This window comes from Novosphingobium aeonii (genome assembly GCF_052279045.1).
Classification (GTDB): Bacteria; Pseudomonadota; Alphaproteobacteria; order Sphingomonadales; family Sphingomonadaceae; genus Novosphingobium.
The window spans coordinates 689,268-707,495 of the sequence record NZ_CP176833.1 but is presented as its reverse complement, the minus strand read 5'-3'; the positions used below and the strand labels follow the sequence as shown (position 1 = coordinate 707,495).

At 68.4% G+C, this 18,228-nt stretch carries 9 protein-coding genes; 3 read left to right on the top strand and 6 right to left on the bottom strand.

What is annotated here, in order from left to right; all coding sequences use genetic code 11:
* Positions 1-29: 29 nt before the first annotated feature.
* From ACLIMP_RS18760 to ACLIMP_RS18745, 4 genes are read right to left on the bottom strand one after another with little or no spacing between them, the layout of a single operon-like run.
* The gene (locus ACLIMP_RS18760; protein ID WP_324699478.1) at positions 30-1,484 is read right to left on the bottom strand and encodes a glycoside hydrolase family 125 protein; all 1,455 of its coding nucleotides are present in this window, start codon (positions 1,482-1,484) and stop codon (positions 30-32) included.
* Complete coding sequence (locus tag ACLIMP_RS18755) at positions 1,484-4,075, bottom strand: glycoside hydrolase family 3 C-terminal domain-containing protein (protein ID WP_443478817.1); 2,592 nt, start codon at positions 4,073-4,075, stop codon at positions 1,484-1,486. Before ACLIMP_RS18755 ends, ACLIMP_RS18760 begins: the two co-directional genes overlap by 1 nt.
* On the bottom strand, positions 4,075-6,693 hold the full coding sequence (locus ACLIMP_RS18750) for a beta-mannosidase (protein ID WP_443478816.1): 2,619 nt from the start codon (positions 6,691-6,693) through the stop codon (positions 4,075-4,077). The genes ACLIMP_RS18755 and ACLIMP_RS18750 overlap by 1 nt, the downstream gene beginning before the upstream one ends.
* Before the next feature lie 2 nt (positions 6,694-6,695).
* A complete protein-coding gene (locus ACLIMP_RS18745; protein ID WP_443478815.1) occupies positions 6,696-9,137 on the bottom strand; it encodes a beta-N-acetylhexosaminidase in 2,442 nt (813 codons plus the stop codon).
* 179 nt (positions 9,138-9,316) lie between these two features.
* Between ACLIMP_RS18745 and ACLIMP_RS18740 the strand changes: the two genes are divergently transcribed.
* Genes ACLIMP_RS18740 through ACLIMP_RS18730 form a run of 3 tightly spaced genes read left to right on the top strand, consistent with a single transcriptional unit; the run spans position 9,317 to position 13,880 of the window.
* The gene (locus ACLIMP_RS18740; RefSeq protein WP_054435645.1) at positions 9,317-10,057 is read left to right on the top strand and encodes a GntR family transcriptional regulator; all 741 of its coding nucleotides are present in this window, start codon (positions 9,317-9,319) and stop codon (positions 10,055-10,057) included.
* Entirely contained in the window at positions 10,054-12,984 is a 2,931-nt protein-coding gene (gene galA, locus ACLIMP_RS18735; protein ID WP_443478814.1) for a beta-galactosidase GalA, read from the top strand. The genes ACLIMP_RS18740 and galA overlap by 4 nt, the downstream gene beginning before the upstream one ends.
* Before the next feature lie 56 nt (positions 12,985-13,040).
* Positions 13,041-13,880: a hypothetical protein gene (locus ACLIMP_RS18730; protein WP_185999539.1), complete on the top strand. Its 840-nt coding sequence runs from the start codon at positions 13,041-13,043 to the stop codon at positions 13,878-13,880.
* 8 nt (positions 13,881-13,888) lie between these two features.
* Here ACLIMP_RS18730 and nagE read toward each other — a convergent pair whose 3' ends face one another.
* Together nagE and ptsP are read right to left on the bottom strand one after the other, a co-directional pair.
* Complete coding sequence (gene nagE, locus ACLIMP_RS18725; RefSeq protein WP_054435650.1) at positions 13,889-15,613, bottom strand: N-acetylglucosamine-specific PTS transporter subunit IIBC; 1,725 nt, start codon at positions 15,611-15,613, stop codon at positions 13,889-13,891.
* Complete coding sequence (gene ptsP / locus ACLIMP_RS18720; protein WP_443478813.1) at positions 15,610-18,201, bottom strand: phosphoenolpyruvate--protein phosphotransferase; 2,592 nt, start codon at positions 18,199-18,201, stop codon at positions 15,610-15,612. The genes nagE and ptsP overlap by 4 nt, the downstream gene beginning before the upstream one ends.
* Positions 18,202-18,228 lie beyond the last annotated feature (27 nt).

The window sequence follows — 18,228 nt, the reverse complement described above, 5'->3', positions numbered from 1 at the left end:
GTCAGTCCTTTGGTAAAGGCAGGCGCGTGTCAGAGCGGCGCGGAAAGCAGTTCGGGCCGGGTATCGGCCAGCTTGACCAGCAGTTCCCCGAAGAGCCCGTTGGCCCAGGCGAACCAGTCACGCGTGAATTTGGCAGGATCGTTGCTGTCCACCGCCTCGTGGATGAAGCCGGTGCCCGCGTCGGTATCGCGCAGCATCCGCAGCATCGCGCGGATCACCAGCGGATCGCTGCTCGACAGCGCGCGCACGATTAGGCTCATCGGCCAGACCTGCCCAAGCCCGACATGCGGCCCGCCGATGCCCTCGATCCTCGATCCCCGGAAGAAGTAGGGGTTCGCGTCCGACCAGCAGGCCTCCGCCGTGGCTTTCCAGAGCGGATCGGCGGCGTCCACGCATTCGAGGAAGGCAAGACCCAGCAGCGAGGGGACGTTGGCATCGTCCATGAACATCGCGTTGCCGAAGCCGTCCACTTCGTAGGCCCAGACCCGGCGGCCGTCCGGCAGCAGCATCGTGCCCCACTGGCGCAGCGCCGCTTCCACCTCGCTTGCCAGCGCGCGGGCATCGGCGGCCAGCGCGGTGTCGCCGCGGGCCTGCTCGGCCACGGTGGCCATCTCGCGCAGCGATGTCACCGCGAAGAGGTTGGCCGGGATCAGGAACGGATACGTGCAGGAATCGTCCGAGGGGCGGAAACCGCAGTGGATCAGCCCGACCGCACGGCTCGGCGCGCCCCAGCCGTCGAGTTGCATGGTCTCGGTCGGCCGGTTGCTGGTGCGCAGGAAGCGATAGGGTCCGGGCGATCCCTTGCGCTGCTGTTCGCGCAAGGTGCGCACGCAGGCGCGGGAGGCTTCGGCCCAGGTCTGGTCGAAAGGCAGCTTGTCCCGCGTCTGGCGCCAGTAGCGGAAGCCGAGCCGCATCGCATAGCAGAGCGAGTCGATCTCCCATTTACGCTCGGCGACGCCGGGCTTCATGTCGGTCTGGTCCTTCAGCGCCCACGACAGATTGGTCTTCGCAGACGGATCGCGCATGAAGGCGTTGGCATAAGGATCGATCAGGATCGAGCGCGACTGGCGGGCGATCAGGCCCCGGAACAGCGCGGTGAGCGCCGGGTCCTTGTTCACCAGATGGAGGTAGGGCAGCACTTGCGCCGTGCTGTCGCGCAGCCAGAGGCAGGGGATGTCGCCAGTGATGACGAAAGCGTCCGGACGGCCGTCCACGCTGTCCATGTAGACGGTGGTGTCGAGCGTGTTCGGATAGCAGCCCACGAACATCGCGCGCAGCTTGGGATCGGCAATCTTGCGCGATACGCGGTCGATCTCGGCCTCCACCGCGCGGCTGACGTAGCGGCGATCCGACACCGGGGGACGGCCTCCGCCTTGCGGCATGGGGATGGTCACCGCACGGGCCGTGGCCGGAATGGCGAGCGCGGCGGCACCGGTCATGGCGCCTGCCAACGTGCTGCGGCGGTCGAGGTTTGTCTTAGTCATCACTTCGGCAGCTCCTGCGCCTGTCCGGTCAGGGTGAACTGCACCCATGCGCCCGCGCCGTCACCCGGCTGTCCGCCGCCGATCCACACTTTGTAGTCGCCCGGCACGACCTTGCGCGTGCCCCGACGATCCACGACCGACAGGCTGCGCGGATCGATAGTCAGCGAGACTTCCCGCGACTTGCCCGCTGCCAGCGGAACGCGCGTGAAGGCGGCAAGCTGGCGCTGCAACACGCCCTGCGTCATGATCGGGCGCGGCTCGATCACCGGCGACACGACATAGGCCTGCACCACTTCCTCGCCCGCCATGCTTCCAAGATTGCGCAAGGTGGCCGTGACCGTCACGGGCTGGCCCAGCGCGGGCGCGGAAACCTTGGCGCCCTCGTAGCCGTAAGTCGTATAGCTCAGGCCATGGCCGAAGGCCCAGAGCGGCTTGCCGGTGAAGTAGCGATAGGTCCGCTCCTTCATCGAATAGTCGACGAAGGCGGGCAGGTCGCTGGTCGACTTGTAGAAAGTAACCGGCAGGCGGCCCGAGGGATTGTTGGCCCCGGCAAGCGTCTCGGCAATGGCGGTGCCGCCCGCCTCGCCCGGATACCATGCGGTCATCACGGCATCGGCCATGGCCGGATCGACCGAGACCGCGCTGCCATTCGTCAGCACGACGATCACCGGCTTGCCGGTGGCGTGGAGCGCCTCCAGCAGTTTGGCCTGCGGTTCGGGCAGCGCGATATCGCTGCGATCGCCGCCGACGAAGCCGGGCACCTGCACCTGCAGCGCCTCGCCTTCGAGATCGGGCGAAAGGCCCAGCACGGCAACGATGGCGTCGGCCTGCGAAGCGGCCTTCACGGCCTCGGCGCGCTGAGCCTCGGCGGGCGGCAGCCACATGAGGCGCAGGCCCTCGTCCTCGCCGTAATGGTCGAGTTCGAGGCTGATCGGCTGCGGCGAGCCATCGGATGCGATGTCGAATTCGACCCGCTGCTTGCCGAGCACGCCGCTGTGCAGTTCCTTGCCGCCGATGCTCAGGCGCACGTCGTCATGGCGGGTGCAGTCCTTCCAGCAGGCCGGAATGTCGAGCGCGAGGCGATAGGTCCCCGCTCCCGGCGGCACCAGCGATCCGCTCCAGCGCACCTTGAAGCCCTTGGCGTCCAGCCCCTTGGGCGCGGTGCGGGTGAGGTTGAAGTCCACGCGGCGATCCTGCCGCACGAACACGCGCTTGCCCGACATGTCGAGATATTCGGCGCGAAGACCGGGCTTGCCATCCGCGACGAGCGCGGTTTCCGGCACGACCACGGGCGCACCCTCGGCCAGCACCGAGCCTTGCGCATAAGCGACGTTGGCCGCGCCGAACTGGCGGCGGATGCCTTCCAGCGGCGTTACCGGATCGGCGGCGGTGCCGTGGTAATTGGCCTCGATCACCGAGAGATCGTCGGCATTGGTGCCGATCACGGCGAGGCGGGTTCCGGCCTTCAGCGGCAGGCGGCCGTTCTCGTTCTGGAGCAGGACCACCGACTTGCGCGCGGCTTCCAGCGCGAGGGCGCGGTGGGCGGGGGTGTTGACTTCGCCCGGCTTGATCTTCGCCCAAGGATTGGCCGCCCCGAAGGCGATGCCCAGCTTGTAGCGGGCCTCCAGCGAGCGGGCGAGCGCGCGGTCGACCTCGGCCTCGGTGAGCAGGCCGCGCGCCACCGACTGGGTGAGCGCGGCGTAAGTCGTGCCGCAGTCGAAATCAGTGCCCGCCTTGATCGCCGCGGCCGAAGCCTCGGCGGCGTCGTAGCGGTAATTGTGGAACATCCAGATGTTCGCCACTGCATCGCAGTCCGACACGACGAAGCCCTTGAAGCCCCAGTCGCGGCGCAGAGTGCCGTTCAGCAGCGCATCGTCGGCGCAGACCGGCACCCCGTGGGTGGAGTTGTAGGCGCACATCAGCGAGAGCGGCTTGGCCTCGGTCACGGCCTTGCGGAAGGCGGGCAGGTAAGTCGCCTCGCGGTCCTGCGGGCTGACATCCACGTCGAAACTGTCGCGCCCGGCCTCGGGGCCGGAGTGGACGGCGAGGTGCTTGGGCGTCGCGATCACGCGCGGATGGAGCGGATCGGGGCCTTGCAGACCCTTGATGAAGCCGACCGCCAGCGAGCCGGTGAGGAACGGGTCCTCGCCGTAAGTCTCCTGACCCCGGCCCCAGCGCGGGTCGCGGAAGATGTTGATGTTGGGCGACCAGATCGTCAGGCCCTCGTAGATGCGCCGGTCGGCATCCACGGGCTTGGCATTGAACCTGGCGCGCGCCTCGGTGGAGACGACGGTGCCGACCTTTTCCATCAGCGCCGGATCGAAGGTCGCGGCAAGGCCGACCGCCTGTGGGAACACCGTGGCCACGCCGTTGCGGGCAAGGCCGTGGAGGCCCTCGTTCCACCAGTCATAGGCGGGCAGGCCCATGGCCTTCGCGGCAGGTGCGGTGCTCTGGAGCTGGTCCGCCTTCTCGGCCAGATCGGCCTTGGCGATGGCGGCGAGCACGGCGGGATCGGCCTCGCCCGACAGGTCCTGAGCGGCGGCAGGCGCCGCCAGAACCATGGCGAGGGTGATCGGGAACAGCGCCTTCATCACCCTTCTCCCGCCAATGTGCGCAGCACCAGCGCCTTGCGCAGCGCCGCCGCATCGGCCTTCGAGGTGATCTCGATCCGCACGCTCTCACCCGGCAGCAGGTCGAAGCCGTTGTCCGAAGCCTGCGCATCCACTGCGCCGAAATCGAGCATGACCGCGCGGGCCAGCGCCTTGGCGGTGATCGTCACCGCCTTGCCGTCCCACGTCGCGGCAAGGCCGGGCGCGGGATAGGCCATGGCCTTTGGCAAGGCACGCTCGACGATCTGGCGCGAGACGGTCTTGCCGCCGATCACCAGTTCCGCCACCGCATAGCTCGCCTCTACCGGAGCACTCGCGAAGACCGCAGCGTCCGACACATCGGGAACGGTAGTGGCGGTCGTCGGAGCCAGCGTCACCGCCCCGCCCGCTTCGCCCAGCTTCGTGCCGTCCATCCCGTAGCCGGTCAGGCGCCACTCCGCCGCGACCGGGCTGGTGGCGTCCGACGCGAAGCTGACCCTGGTCACGCCCTGCTTGTGCTCGGCCACCACCGCCTGCGGGGCGAAGAAGCGCCGCGCGGCGTAGTGCAGCAGCTTCCAGCGCCCCTCATAGTCCACGCTCGCCCACGAGATCGACGGCCAGACATCGTTGAGCTGCCAGTAGAGCGAACCCAGCGTCACCGGCGCGCAGGCCCGGTGATGGCGCGCGGCCATATCGATCGCCTGCGCCTGGTTGACTTGCGTGAGGTAAACGAAGTCCGCCAGATCCTTTGCCGGGCGCAGCCTTGCGTCAAGGTAGAACTTCAGGCGCTCGTTGCCCTCGCCCGCGAGGAACTTCTGGTGCGCCTTCATCACCGGGCTGTCCGGCGCCTGCGCCGCATCGCCCGCGAAACCGCGGATCGTCGCCATGACCGGCATCGCCTGGAACCCGTATTCCGACATGAAGCGCGGGCAGGAAAGCGTATAGTTCTCGACCGGCTTGGAGCCCGACCAAACATCCCAGAAATGGCGGTCGCCCGCGGCATCGGTATCGACCGGGCCTTCGTAATCGGTCGAAGGGGAACCCGGCCAGTAGGGCGTGGTCGGCGAATGATCCGTCACGGCGCCGCGCAGCACGCGGTCGAACAGCACGGTCATCGAAGTCGCCATGCGCTCGTGTTCCTCGGCGCCGACGGCCTTCTTCCAGGCCTTGCGGTCGCTCCAGGTTTCCCAGCCGGAGATAACCTCGTTGCCGCCCGCCCAGATCACGATCGAGGGGTGCGAACCGAGCCGCTCGACCTGCTGGTCCGCCTCGATCCGCACGTTCTCGCGGTAGGCGACGTCGGCAGGCGGCACCGCGCCGCCGAACATGAAGTCCTGCCAGACCATCAGGCCCATGCGGTCCGCCATGTCGTAGAAGCTGTCCGGCAGATAGTAGCCGCCGCCCCAGACGCGGATCATGTTCATGTTGGCCGCGCGGGAATCCTCCAGCAGCGACTGCATCTTCGCGTCGGTAACGCGCGAGGGGAACATGTCGAAGGGAATGAGGTTCGCGCCCTTGGCGAAGACCGTCACGCCGTTCACCCGGAAGCCGAAAGCGCCGCCCCCGCGCACGAGTTCGACCTCGCGCAGACCGATAATACGGGCCGCCTTGGCTCCGGCGCCCGCGCCCGAAGCGATCTCGCCCGAAACCTTGTAGAGCGGCTGATCGCCGTAGCCGACCGGCCACCAGCGCTTCGGCGCGGCGACCGTCAGCGGCACGGTGACCACGCTTTCGCCCGCATCGAACGAAGCCTCGCGCGAGACCGGGGCGAGCGCTTGCCCGTCCGGTCCGGTCACGCGGGCGGCGAACTGCGCCTTGCCCGGCTTGTCCGCGAAGACGCGGAACTTCGCCACCAGCCGCGCCTCGTCCTTGCCGAGCGCTTCCTGCACGACCTCGAAGGCGCCGAGCCGTGCCTCGTCCCAGGCTTCCAGGCGCACCGGCCCGGAAATGCCCTGGTTGACGATGCGCGGGCCCCAGTCCCAGCCGTAATGGTACTTGGCCTTGCGGATATAGGCGGAAGTCTGCTTGCCCTTGGGCTCATCCCCGAAGGCGGAATCGTATTCGCCGGGCAGCGGATGCGCCTCGGCCAGGACCATCGGCTGCAAGGTGCGGATCGGCGAGGCGAAGCGCACGAGGATCTCGTTGCGGCCCTGCTTGAGGAATGCCTTGGCGGCGACGCGCCACTGCCGGTGGCCGTTATCGGCCTTGAGCACCTGCCTGCCGTTGATGAACACGGTTGCGAAAGTATCCAGCCCGTCGAACACGAGGTCGAGATGCTCGCGGCCCATGGCTTCGGCGCTCACGTCCAGCGTGCGGCGCAGTTCCCAGTCGGTCAGCCCGGCCCACTGGATCGCCGCCTCGTTGGTGCCGAGGAACGGATCGGGCACCTGCCGCGTGGCGATCAGGTCCTGCTGCACGGTGCCCGGCACTTGCGCGCGGAACCAGCGCGCGGCCTTGGGATGGGCCTTTACGGCAGCTGTATCGCCCGGCGCGATGCGGGCCTGCCAGCCCTCGTCAAGCGCGGTCTGCGTGGGCGGGGCCGCCAGCGCGGCCCCCGAAACGCCCGCCAGCCAGAGGGCCAGCGCCCCGCTTGCGAACGGACCTGCAAGCCTGCCCGCCATCCTCACTTCGCCTTCTCCCCGTAGACCACCTTCTCTACCGCGTAGAACGGATCGGAAAGCGGCGAGGTGAACTGGAAGCAGACGTCGGCCTCGTCCTTGAGCTCCGGCCGGTCAGGCAGGTTCGCGGTGAACGTGTACTGCTGCGGCGAAGCGTCGGGATCGGGCAGCGCGAACGTGGCCAGCACCGTTGCGCCGGGCATCGGCGCATGTTCCTTCTGCTTGCGATTTGCGGCCTTTTCCGCCGCGCGGCAGCCCGCGCTGATGACGAGTTCCCCGTGCGTGGTCACCGCGAAGTGTTCGATCAGCGCCGATGCCTCATGCGCAAGGCCATAGTTGCGCGGCAGCCGCGCGACCGAGACGGTGATCGTCTTCGCATGAGCCAGCGGCGCATGGTCGTCGGCCTGGCAGGTGTCGAAGATGTTGACGTTGTAGGCCGGGCCGTTCGCCGTCGCATCGGCGGTGAGCGGCACGCGCAGGCCCTGCGCCCCGCGCGGGCAGGCAACCAGCGTGGAGGCGGTGGAGGTCAGCAGCGTCTCGCGCGCGGTATCGTAGCGGCGCGGGGCGGAAAGCTGCGTGCCGTCCGGCGCGAAGCTGGCGGCGGTGACGACCGTGCCCGGCTTCACGACAAGCGCCTTGGCATAAGCGGGCGATTTCGCCGCCGGCGCCTTGCCGTCCAGCGTGTAGCGGATCGTGCCGTAGGAGGCCTGGTTCGCCAGCGCCACGCCGATGCTCTTCGCATCGAGCTGGGCTGCGCGGGTCTGGGTGGGCGTGAAGGCCACGCCGAAGGCGCTGTCCGACACTTCGAACCCGCCCTGCTTCCAGCGCTGGATCTGCGGCGTCAGCCGCGCGAGGAAGCCGGGATAGTCCTTCTCTCCGGTGACCACGGGCGACCATGCGGTCTCGGCCAGCGCCCCCACGCGCGGGAACAGCTTGTGCTGCAACTGCCAGGGGGTGACGATATATTCGCTCCAGGCATTGCCCTGCACGCCCAGCACATGCTTGGCCTTGGCGGCATCGATGCCCTTGGGCATCGGGTCGTAGCGATAGACCGCTTCCATCGTCTGGATCGAAATGCGCCCCGGCGCTTCGTCCGGCAGGGTCGATTCAAGATTGTCGAGATAGAGGTTGGGCGCTGGCGTCAGCACCACGTCGTGCCCGGCGTTGGCCGCGTCCACCGCGCCCTGCTCTCCGCGCCAGCTCATCACCGATGCCGAAGCGGGCAGGCCGCCTTCGAGGATCTCGTCCCAGCCGATCAGGCGGCGGCCATGCTGCGCCAGATATTCGCCGAACCGGTCGATCATCCAGCTCTGCATCTCGTTCTCGGTCTTGATGCCCAGCTTGCGCATCTGCGACTGGACTTCGGGCGAACGCTCCCACTGGTCCTTCACCGCCTCGTCGCCGCCGATATGGATGAACTGCGAGGGGAAGACCTCCATCAGTTCGTCCAGCACGTTGCGCACGAAAGTCATGCCCGCGTCATTCGGGTTGAACAGCCAGGGATTGACCCCCCAGTCATGCGAAACGGCAGGCCGGTCGCCCAGCACGCCCACTTCGGGGTAGGACGCGACGAGCGCCTGCGCATGGCCCGGCAGGTCGATCTCGGGCACCACGGTGATGCCGCGCTCCGCCGCATAGGCCACCAGCGCCTTGAGCTGCTCCTGCGTATAGAACCCGCCCGACCGGGGGCCGATGGCGCCGCCGGTGTCCGGCGGCAGGCGCCATGCGCCGATGCGGGTGAGTTCGGGATAGCGCTTGACCTCGAAGCGCCAGCCCTGATCGTCGGAAAGGTGGAAGTGCAGGGTGTTGAGCTTCACTTCCACCATGCGGTCGACGATGGCGTAGACCAATTCCATCGGCTGGAAGTGCCGCGAGGGATCGACCATCACCCCGCGCCACGAAAAGCGCGGCGAATCCTGGATGGTGAGCACGGGAACCGAGGCGCTCTTGCCCGCAGAGCCGGCATCGGCCGTCAGCAGCTGCAACAGCGTCATCGCGCCGTAGATGAAGCCGGACTTGCCCGATGCCGAGATCACCGCGCCGCCGGACGTCACCGTCAGCCGGTAGGCCTCGGCGCCGGAAATCGCGGCATCGCGCTCGAAGCGGATGGGTGCTGCGCCGGAAGAACCGGCCGCAGAACCGGCCCCAGAACCGGCCCCAGAACCGGCCCCAGAACCGGCGTCAAGCACAAGACCGCTCGCGCGTTTCACATGGTCTGCAAGGAGCTGCGCCGCTTCCGCCGCGTCCGCATCGCCCGCGGGCACGGCAATGACCGAACCGGATGCGACCAGCAGCTTGCCGCTGCCCTGCTCGACGGAAGCGGGCCACGGCGTAAGCGCCAGAGGCGCGGCCTGCGCGGGAGCCGAAAAAGCCAGTGCCGCAAGGATCGAGGCGGTGACCACGCCTCCGGTCCGCAGCTGCCGATATCCCTTTGCCGTCGTGCCCATACCTGCCCCTCGTTTTCTTGTGACCAGAGCAGGCAACGTAACCAAAATATATCCTTTCCCGCAATAGGTCTTATTCTATTCCTGCGAATTGGGCTTGAACTGCGACCATTTGCTGCGATTGTCAGCGCGACATGACCAATGTAAAGCCATTCGCAGAGAATGGACCGAAGGGGGATCGAATGTCATTTTCCGACCGGATCGGTCGCCTGCGGGAAGACAATGCTGCGCCGCTGTACATCCAGCTCCAGCAGCTCATCCGCGATGCGATATCCGAAGGCGTGCTGGACCAGAACGAAGCGATTCCGCCCGAACGCAATCTCGCGATCGAGTATGACGTTTCGCGTATCACCGTGCGAAAGGCGATCGCCGGTCTGGTCGAGGAAGGCCTGCTGACGCGGCGGCGCGGCGCCGGAACTTTCGTGGCGTCCCGCGTGGAAAAGAGCTTCTCGAAGCTGACCTCGTTCAGCGAGGACATGGAAGCGCGCGGCAAGCGGGCCTCCAGCGCCTGGGTCTCGCGCATGACCGGGCCGGTCAACCCAGAGGAATCGATGGCGCTGGGCCTGGCGCCGGGCAGCACCGTCCTGCGTTTCACCCGCATCCGCTATGCCGACGACGAGCCGCTCGCGCTCGAAATCTCGACGATCGCGGGGTACTGCCTCGCCAGCCTCGATGTCGTCGGGGATTCGCTTTACGCCGCGCTGGAAAAGAGCGGCAACCGCCCGGTTCGCGCACTCCAGCGCCTGCGCGCGGTGCCTTTCGGGGCCGAGCACGCGCGGATGCTCGGCGTGGAATCCGGCCATGCCGGCCTCCTGATCGAGCGTCACGGCTTCCTGCGCGACGGCCGCACCGTCGAATTCACCCGCTCCTACTATCGCGGCGACTCCTACGACTTTGTCGCCGAGCTGATCGAGGGTTCATGAAACGCCGAGAATTGCTGCTGCGCGGCGCCTCCACGGGCGCCGTCGCCACCCTTCTGCCCGCCTTTTCGCCTTCGACCCTTGCCGCTCCCGCCCCGGCCTTCGGACCGGGCATGGCCGACGGGCTGCCGATGCCGGCCCCGCTTCCCGGCCCCTCGCCCCGCCTGCCCGAAACAGACCCCTCGCGCACCCTGCTCGAACGCGGCTGGCGCTTCCACGAGGGCGAGGTGCCGGTACCCGAACCCACCGACCACAACGCCACCTACCTCTCGGTCAAGGCCGGCAATGCGCGCGGCGCGGCGGCGCTGGCCTTCGACGATTCCGACTGGCAGACGGTAGACCTCCCGCATGACTGGGCCATTGCGCAGGACGTGAGCGAAAACGCCAATGTCTCGCAAGGCTACCGCCCGCGCGGGATCGGCTGGTATCGCCGCCTGCTGCGGCTGGACGAAAGCCAGAAAGGCCGCCGCCTCGAACTCCATTTCGACGGTATCGCCACCCATGCCACGATATGGATCAACGGCAGCGAAGTGGCCCACTCCTGGTCGGGCTACAGCAGCGTCATCGTCGACCTCACCCCCTTCGCCCGCTTCGGCGACGAGGTGAACTGGATCGCCGTGCGCGTCGATGCCGCCGCGCGAGAGGGCTGGTGGTACGAAGGCGCGGGGCTTTACCGCCATGTCTGGCTGGTCAGCCGCCCTGCCCTGTCGATCGAGACGGACGGGCTCTATTGCGATCCGGTCCATCAGGACGACGGCACCTGGCACGTGCCGGTGGAAGTCAGCCTGTCGAACGTCGGCGAAGACACCGGACAGGCCGAGATCGCCGCCCGTCTGCTCGACCCCGAAGGCCGCGAAATCCACCGCACGCGCGGCAGCGCCGCGGTCGCGCCGCTGGAACAGGCAAAAGTCACCGCCCAGCTCGCGCCCGGCGCGGTGAAGCTCTGGTCGCCCGACAGCCCGGTGCTCTACAGCGTCGAGGTGGACCTGCTGCACGAAGGCCAGGTCGTGGATACGCGGCGCCAGTTCATCGGCTTCCGCACGGTGCGCTTCGATCCCGCGCGGGGCATGGTGCTCAACGGCGTGGAGACCAAGCTCAAGGGCGTGTGCATCCACCAGGACCATACCGGCGTCGGCACCGCCATCCCCGACGCGCTGGCGCTCTGGCGGTTGCAGCGGCTGAAGGCGATGGGCTGCAACGCCATCCGCATGTCGCACAATGCCCCCGCCAAGGAAGTGCTGGACTGGTGCGACCGGCTGGGCTTCGTGGTCATGGGCGAGAACCGCCTTTTCAACCCCGCGCCGGACTATCTGGCGCAGCTCGAATGGATGGTCCGCCGCGATCGCAACCATGCCTCGATCGTGCTCTGGTCGGTGTTCAACGAGGAGCCGATGCAGGGCACCCATGCGGGCGTGGAAATGGTGCGCCGGATGCGCAAGGCCGTGCACAGGCTGGATACGCAGCGCCCCGTCACGGCGGCGATGAACGGTTCGTTCTACAATCCCGAGAACGTCTCCACCGTCGTCGACGTCATGGGCTTCAACTATTACCAGGGCGACTACGACAAGTTCCATGCCCTTCACCCGGACAAGCCGATCACCAGTTCAGAGGACACCAGCGCCTACGAAACGCGCGGCGCCTTCGAGAGCATCCCGGCGCAGCAGGTCATCGCCTCGTTCGACAAGGAGGCAGCCTCCTGGGGCGCGACCCACCGCGAGACGTGGAAGATGATCGCCGAGCGCCCCTTCGTGGCGGGCGGCTTCGTCTGGACCGGCTTCGATTATCACGGCGAGCCGACGCCTTATGCCTGGCCTTCGACCAGCAGCTTCTTCGGCATCATGGACCTTTGCGGCTTCCCCAAGACCGCCTTCGGCATCCATTCCGCCCACTGGCGCGACGATGCCCCGGTGATCTGGCTGGCGCCGCACTGGACCTGGCCCGAATACGAGCGACCGGGCCGCGAAGGGCAGACGCTGGAGGTCTTCGCGATCACCAATGCCGAGGCCATCGAACTGCGGCTGAACGGCGAAGTGATCGAGCGCGTGCCCGCCGCCGACCGGATCATGGGCCACACCTTCCAGGTGCCCTACCGCCCCGGCCGGATCGAGGCGCTGGCGCTGCGCGGCGGCAAGGTCGTGGCCCGCGCCGTCCACGAAACCGTGGGCGCGCCGGTTGCCCTGCGCCTGACGCCCGCCCGGCAGGCGCTGGCCAGCGACGGCGAGGACGTGCAGGCGATCACCGTGGACTGCGTGGATGCACGCGGACGCCATGTTCCCACCGCCAACCTGCCGGTGGAGTTCGCTATTTCAGGCGGGCACATCATTGGCCTCGGCAACGGCAACCCCAACGACCATGCAAGCGAAAAGGGCAGCAAGCGCGCCCTGTTCAACGGTCTTGCACAGGTCATCGTCCAAGGCGATGCCAGCGGCCAGCGGCTCACGCTGGAAGCAAGCGCAGGCGGCCTGCGTTCCGCGCGTCTCAGCCTCGCCCGGGCGCCGCGCGAACCGCGCGCGCAAGTCCCGGTCGTCCCGGCGGAAATGGCGATCACCGACTGGCGCCGCTCGGCCCTGTTCCCGCAGAAGCCCGATCCGGCGCTGGCCCCGGTGGACGGCGACAACAACTCGTGGGACTTCGTGCGCCCGGGCGTGGCCGCGCCTGCGGGAAGCGCCGGATGGCGCAGTTATCGCACCCGCTTCACGCCGTGGAAGAAGGTCGCCGCAGAAGGCGGCACCTTGCACTTTGCCGGGATAGCGGGAGCCGCCGAAATCTGGCTCGACGGCAAACTGGCCGCGCGCAAGACCGATGCGGCACCTGCCGCACTGACGGCGGCGATCCCTCCAGGCCCGGGGCCGCGCACGCTGGCCGTGCTGGTGGCGGCGACCGAGGGCAACCCGAGCGGATTGGTGGGGCGCGTCTACGTCACCCCCTGAGCGACTTGAAAAAGAGAGCGGATGCAGTAACTTCCCTTTCGTAAAGGGGAACTGGCATGAACATCGTTTCCGGCTGCCTTTGGGCAGTCGCCGCTCTCGTTCCGGCCACGGCTTGCGCCGCGACCGACGCCAGGGAATCCGCCCACCGCTTCGTCGCGCAAATGGCCATCCCGGCCCAAAGCGACGAGCCGCTGGCCCGGTTCACATACCCGCTTTGCGTCGGCAGCGCCGGACTGCCTGCGGAGGCGGGCGAGGTCGTGATCGACCGGATTGCCGAAGTGGCCGCATCGGCAGGCTTGCCCGTCGCAGCGGCAGGTTGCGCACCGAACCTGATGGTGGTTTTCGTGGAGGATAGCCGGGCGGCAGTGCAGAGGCTGTCCCACGGGCGATCCGGTGCCATGATCGGGCAATCGCGCGCCGATATCCGCCGCATTCTCGAACAACCCGGCCCCGTCCGGGCCTGGATCAAGGCCGCAATCCGCAGCCGCGACGGTGACCGTCCCAGCTATTCGCCAACCGGCGTGACGACCTTGAAGACGGAGACGTCAACGCGCCTGTCGTCAACCACGCGCCGCGATATCGTCAGTTCCGTCGTTCTGATCGACCGCGAAGCCATGGCCGACCGCGACTTGCGGCAAGTGGCAGACTATGCGGCAATTCGCGGTCTCACCGGCGCGCATCTGGGCGAAATCCGCGCGGAAGGGCCGCCAACGATCCTGACGCTGTTCACGTCGCAGGGAGATGCCGATGCACCGCCCGGCCTGACTGCCGCGGACCGGGCCTTCCTCAGCGCCTTCTACACCGTTCGCGCCGATATGGCCGAGCCGCTGCAGCGCCAGCGCATTGCGGACCATATGGCCCGCACGCGCCCCGCCGAATGGGACGGGGCGCGTTAGGGCAGGTGTCAGGCTGCCATCCGGTCCAGATCGGCGGCGGCAAACAGCAAGTGGATGGCCGGGCCTTCCGTCGCGCCCACGCCGCGTACTCCAGCAGCGACCAGCGCCGCATCGTCGATCATTTCCGGATCGCCAAGCTCGACCCTGAGGCGGTTGCCATAGCGCGCCGCGCCGCGCAAATTCCCCTCGCCGCCAAGGGCCTGTGCAAGGTTCGCCGGAAGCTGGAGCTGCGCGGCGGCTTCGGTGACTGCCGGGGCCGTCACCGGCTTCGACAGCGGGGCAGGTCCCGCCGCGATGGCCTCGCGGATCTCGACCGAGACGATATCGGCAACCGGGCCGAGGATCACCTGCAGCGCCTTGTCCGAAGGGCGCACGATCCCGCGTGAACCCAGCGCCTTCAGCCGCGCCTCGTCCACCGCGCCGTGATCGGCGATGATGAGGCGCAGGCGCGTGGTGCAGGCGGAAACCTCCAGGAGGTTGCCGCTGCCGCCCAGCGCCGCAAGATAGGCGTGCCCGCGCGTCTGCTCTGCCGAAGCCTCGCTCGCGGCGGGCGCAGCGGCATCCTCTTCCTCGCGGCCGGGGGTCTTGAGGTCCAGCTTGCGGATCGCGAAAGCGAAGACACCGTAATAGACCGCGAAGTAGACGAGGCCCACCGGCAGCAGCAGCAGCGGGCGTGTCGCCTTGCCGAAGTTCAGCACATAGTCGAACAGTCCTGCCGAAAATCCGAAGCCCAGATGCATGCCCAGCGCATCGGTGAGCCACATCGAAATGCCGGTGAGCACCGCGTGGATGGCGTAGAGCACCGGGGCGAGGAACATGAAGCTGAACTCGATCGGCTCGGTCACACCGGTCAGCAGCGAGGTCAGCGCGAGGCTGAAGAACATGCCGCCCACCGCCTTGCGCCGCTCGGGCCGGGCCGCGCGGTACATCGCGAGACAGGCGGCTGGCAGGCCGAACATCATGACCGGGAAGAAGCCGGTCATGAAGCTTCCGGCGGTGGGATCGCCCGCGAAGAAGCGGCGGATATCGCCGTGGGCGCCGTCGAAATCGCCGAAGACGAACCAGAACAGGTTGTTGAAGACATGGTGCAGCCCGGTCACCAGCAGGAGCCGGTTGATGAGGCCGAACAGGAACAGTCCGAAGCCGCCCAGCCCGGTGATGCCGTGGCTCACCCCGTCGATCCCGGTGACGATGGGCTGGAATCCAAGGCCGACAAGGCTGGCGATGACCAGTCCGGCCACGCCCGAAACGATCGGAACAAACCGGCGCCCACCGAAGAAGGCCAGGTATTCGGGCAGCTTCATGGCCGAGAACCGGTTGTAGAACAGCCCGCCGACCAGGCCGGAGACGATGCCGATCGGCACGTCGAGCCGCCCGATGGCCTGGCTCTTCGCCGCCGCCACCGCTGCCGCGAAAGCCTCTTTCGAAAGCGCGGGATCGATGCCCGGCGGCACCGGCATCAGCACCTTGGCGCCTTCGGTGGCGACGAGGAAGCAGACAATGCCGGCAAGGCAGGCCGCGCCGTTGCCGTCGCGCGCATAGCCGGTGGCGACGCCGATGGAGAACAGCAGCCCGAGGTGCGAAAACAGCGCATCGCCCGCCGCGCTCAGCAGCGCAATGTCGAGCAGGTCCGGCTGGCCCAGCCGCAGCAGCAGCCCCGCAACCGGAAGCACCGCGATCGGCAGCATGAGCGCACGGCCCAGCGGCTGCAACGTTTCGAGAACCCGCCTCATGCCCCCTGCTCCTTCAGAAATTCGCGTACAAGCGCACGCACTTCGCCCGCCGAGCCGCATTCCAGCGCACGCGCGGCCAGCGCGCGGCAGCGTTCCATGTCGAGCCCGGTCACCAGCGCCTTGATATCGGGCACTTGCGCGGGCGTTGCCGAAAGCTCGCCCACGCCGAGGCCCAGCAGCAGCGGCACCGCCAGCGGGTCCGACGCCAGCGAGCCGCAGACGCCGGTCCAGCGGCCATGCCGCGCCCCTCCCTCGCAAGTGAGCGCGATCAGGCGCAGCACCGCCGGGTGGAGCCCGTCGATGGCCGAAGCCACCGCCGCATTGCCCCGGTCCATCGCCAGCGCATACTGGGTGAGATCGTTCGTCCCCACCGAGAGGAAATCGGCCTCCCGCGCAAGGATGTCCGCGGTTGCGGCGGCGGCGGGAGTCTCCACCATGATGCCCAGCGACACCGGCCCGGCAAGGCCCAGACGCGTCGCCACGCCGTCCACCACACCGCGCACGGCGCGCAGTTCGGACAGGCTGGCCACCATCGGCACCATGATCCGGCATTGTCCGGCAGGACGCACGCTGAGGATCGCCTCGACCTGCGCTTCCAGCAATTCGGGATAGGCAAGGCCGACGCGAATGCCGCGCAGGCCCAGCGCCGGGTTTTCCTCGGCCGGCATCGGCAGGAACGGCGCGGGCTTGTCGCCGCCGATATCGAGCAGGCGCACGATCAGCGGACGGCCCTCCAGCGCATCGGCAATGGCCTGGTACGTCTCCAACTGCTCACCGGCGCCCGGCGCCTGCGCTCGCTCCACGAAGAGGAATTCGCTGCGCAGCAGGCCGCAGCCTTCCGCGCCGTTCGCCATCGCCTGCCGCGCATCGGCCAGCGAGCCGAGGTTGGCGAAGACCTCGATCCGCGTGCCGTCCGCGGTGTGGCACGGCCCCCGCGCTTCGAGCGCGGCGGCGCGGCGAGCGGCCTGCAGGGCAAGCTGATCGCGAACCCCGGCGATCCGCTCCGCCGAGGCGCCGGTTTCGAGCCGCGCGGCAGCGGCATCGACCACCAGAACCGCGCCCTCGGCAATATCGTCCAGCGCGCTGCCCATCGCCACCAGCATCGGCACGCCGAGCCCGGCCGCAAGGATCGCGACATGCGACGTCGGCCCGCCGTTGACGAGGCAGATCGCCGCCAGCCGCTCGGGATCGAGCGCCATGAGCTGGGAGGGCAGCAGATCCTCGGCGATCAGCACGGCATCCTGCGGCAGCGCGAAGCCGGCGGCATCGCCGCCGATCAGCGCGCAAAGCACCTGCCGTTCCAGATCGCGCATGTCGTCCACGCGCTCGGCAAGGCGCGCATCGCCCGAACGCAGCAGGAGATCGACTTGCGTGCCGATGGCGAGCCGCCAGCCCGCACCCGCGCTGTCGCCTTTCGCGATGGCCTCATGCGCGGCGGCGAGCAGGTCCTCGTCCTCCAGCATCACCGCATGGGCGGCGAGGATCGACGCGGCATGGGGCGGCGCGCCTTCGCTTTCCTGCGCGATCTTCGCGCGCAGCGCCGCCAGCGTTTCATCCAGCAGGCCGCGCTCGGTCGCGGGATCGCCGGAACCTTCGGAAACCTCCACCTCGCCGAGGCGATAGCGGACCGCCTCGCCCACGGCCACGCCCGGCGCGGCAACCACGCCTGTCAGGGTGCCGTCGGGCGCGATCTGCGTGACCCGGCGCTGCGCCGCCGGAGCCGCCACGCGCACCGGCTGTGCGGGGGGCTGTTCATCGGCGTGGGCCAGTTCGCCCATGCCGCTGGCGATCAGGGCCTCCAGCGCGTCGAGCACTTCGCCCGCCTGCCTGCCGCGCGCGTGAAGCGAAATACGGTCTCCCAGCCTGACGCCAAGGGCCAGCACGCCAACCGGGCTGCGCAGGCTTGCGGACTTGCCCGCGATTTCCATGCGGACCACCGCCTCGAACGACGTCGCCACCTGCCGCAGGCGCGCGGCCGGGCGGGCGTGAATGCCGTGGCGCAGCGGAACCGGCAGTTCGCGCACCAGTTCCTCGTCCGGCGATCCGGCAGCCTCGCCCATGGCAGCGCCGGTCCCCGAAACGCGGCGCAGCGCCATCACCACATCGCCCACCTTGACCGGGCCGGGATCGCGCTTCGATTCCAGCGTCCATTCCTCACCGGCGAGCAGGAGCACCGGCGTCATCGCGCTGGCCGCGCCGGTCACCACGGCATCGAGATCGAACCGCACCAGCGGATCGCCCGCCGCCACGACCTGATCCTGCGCCACCAGCCGCGTGAAACCGCGCCCGCCCATCGCCACGGTATCGACACCGAGATGGAGCAGCAGTTCCGCCCCGCCTTCAAGGCGCAGGGTCACGGCATGGCCGGTCGCCGCAAGCGAGGCCACCGTTCCCGCGCAAGGTGCGTGAAGCATGCCGCCGGTGGGATCGATGGCCACGCCGTCGCCCAGCATCCCCCCGGCGAAGACCGGATCGGGAATTTCGGCCAGCGGCGCCAGCCAGCCCTCCAGCGGAGCCGTGACGACGATGGTGTGCCCGGCGGGAGTCATGGCCCGCTCGGCAGTCATGGAAGAAACGGAGGCAGTCATAGTTTTGGCTTGTCTCCAGAAATCGAT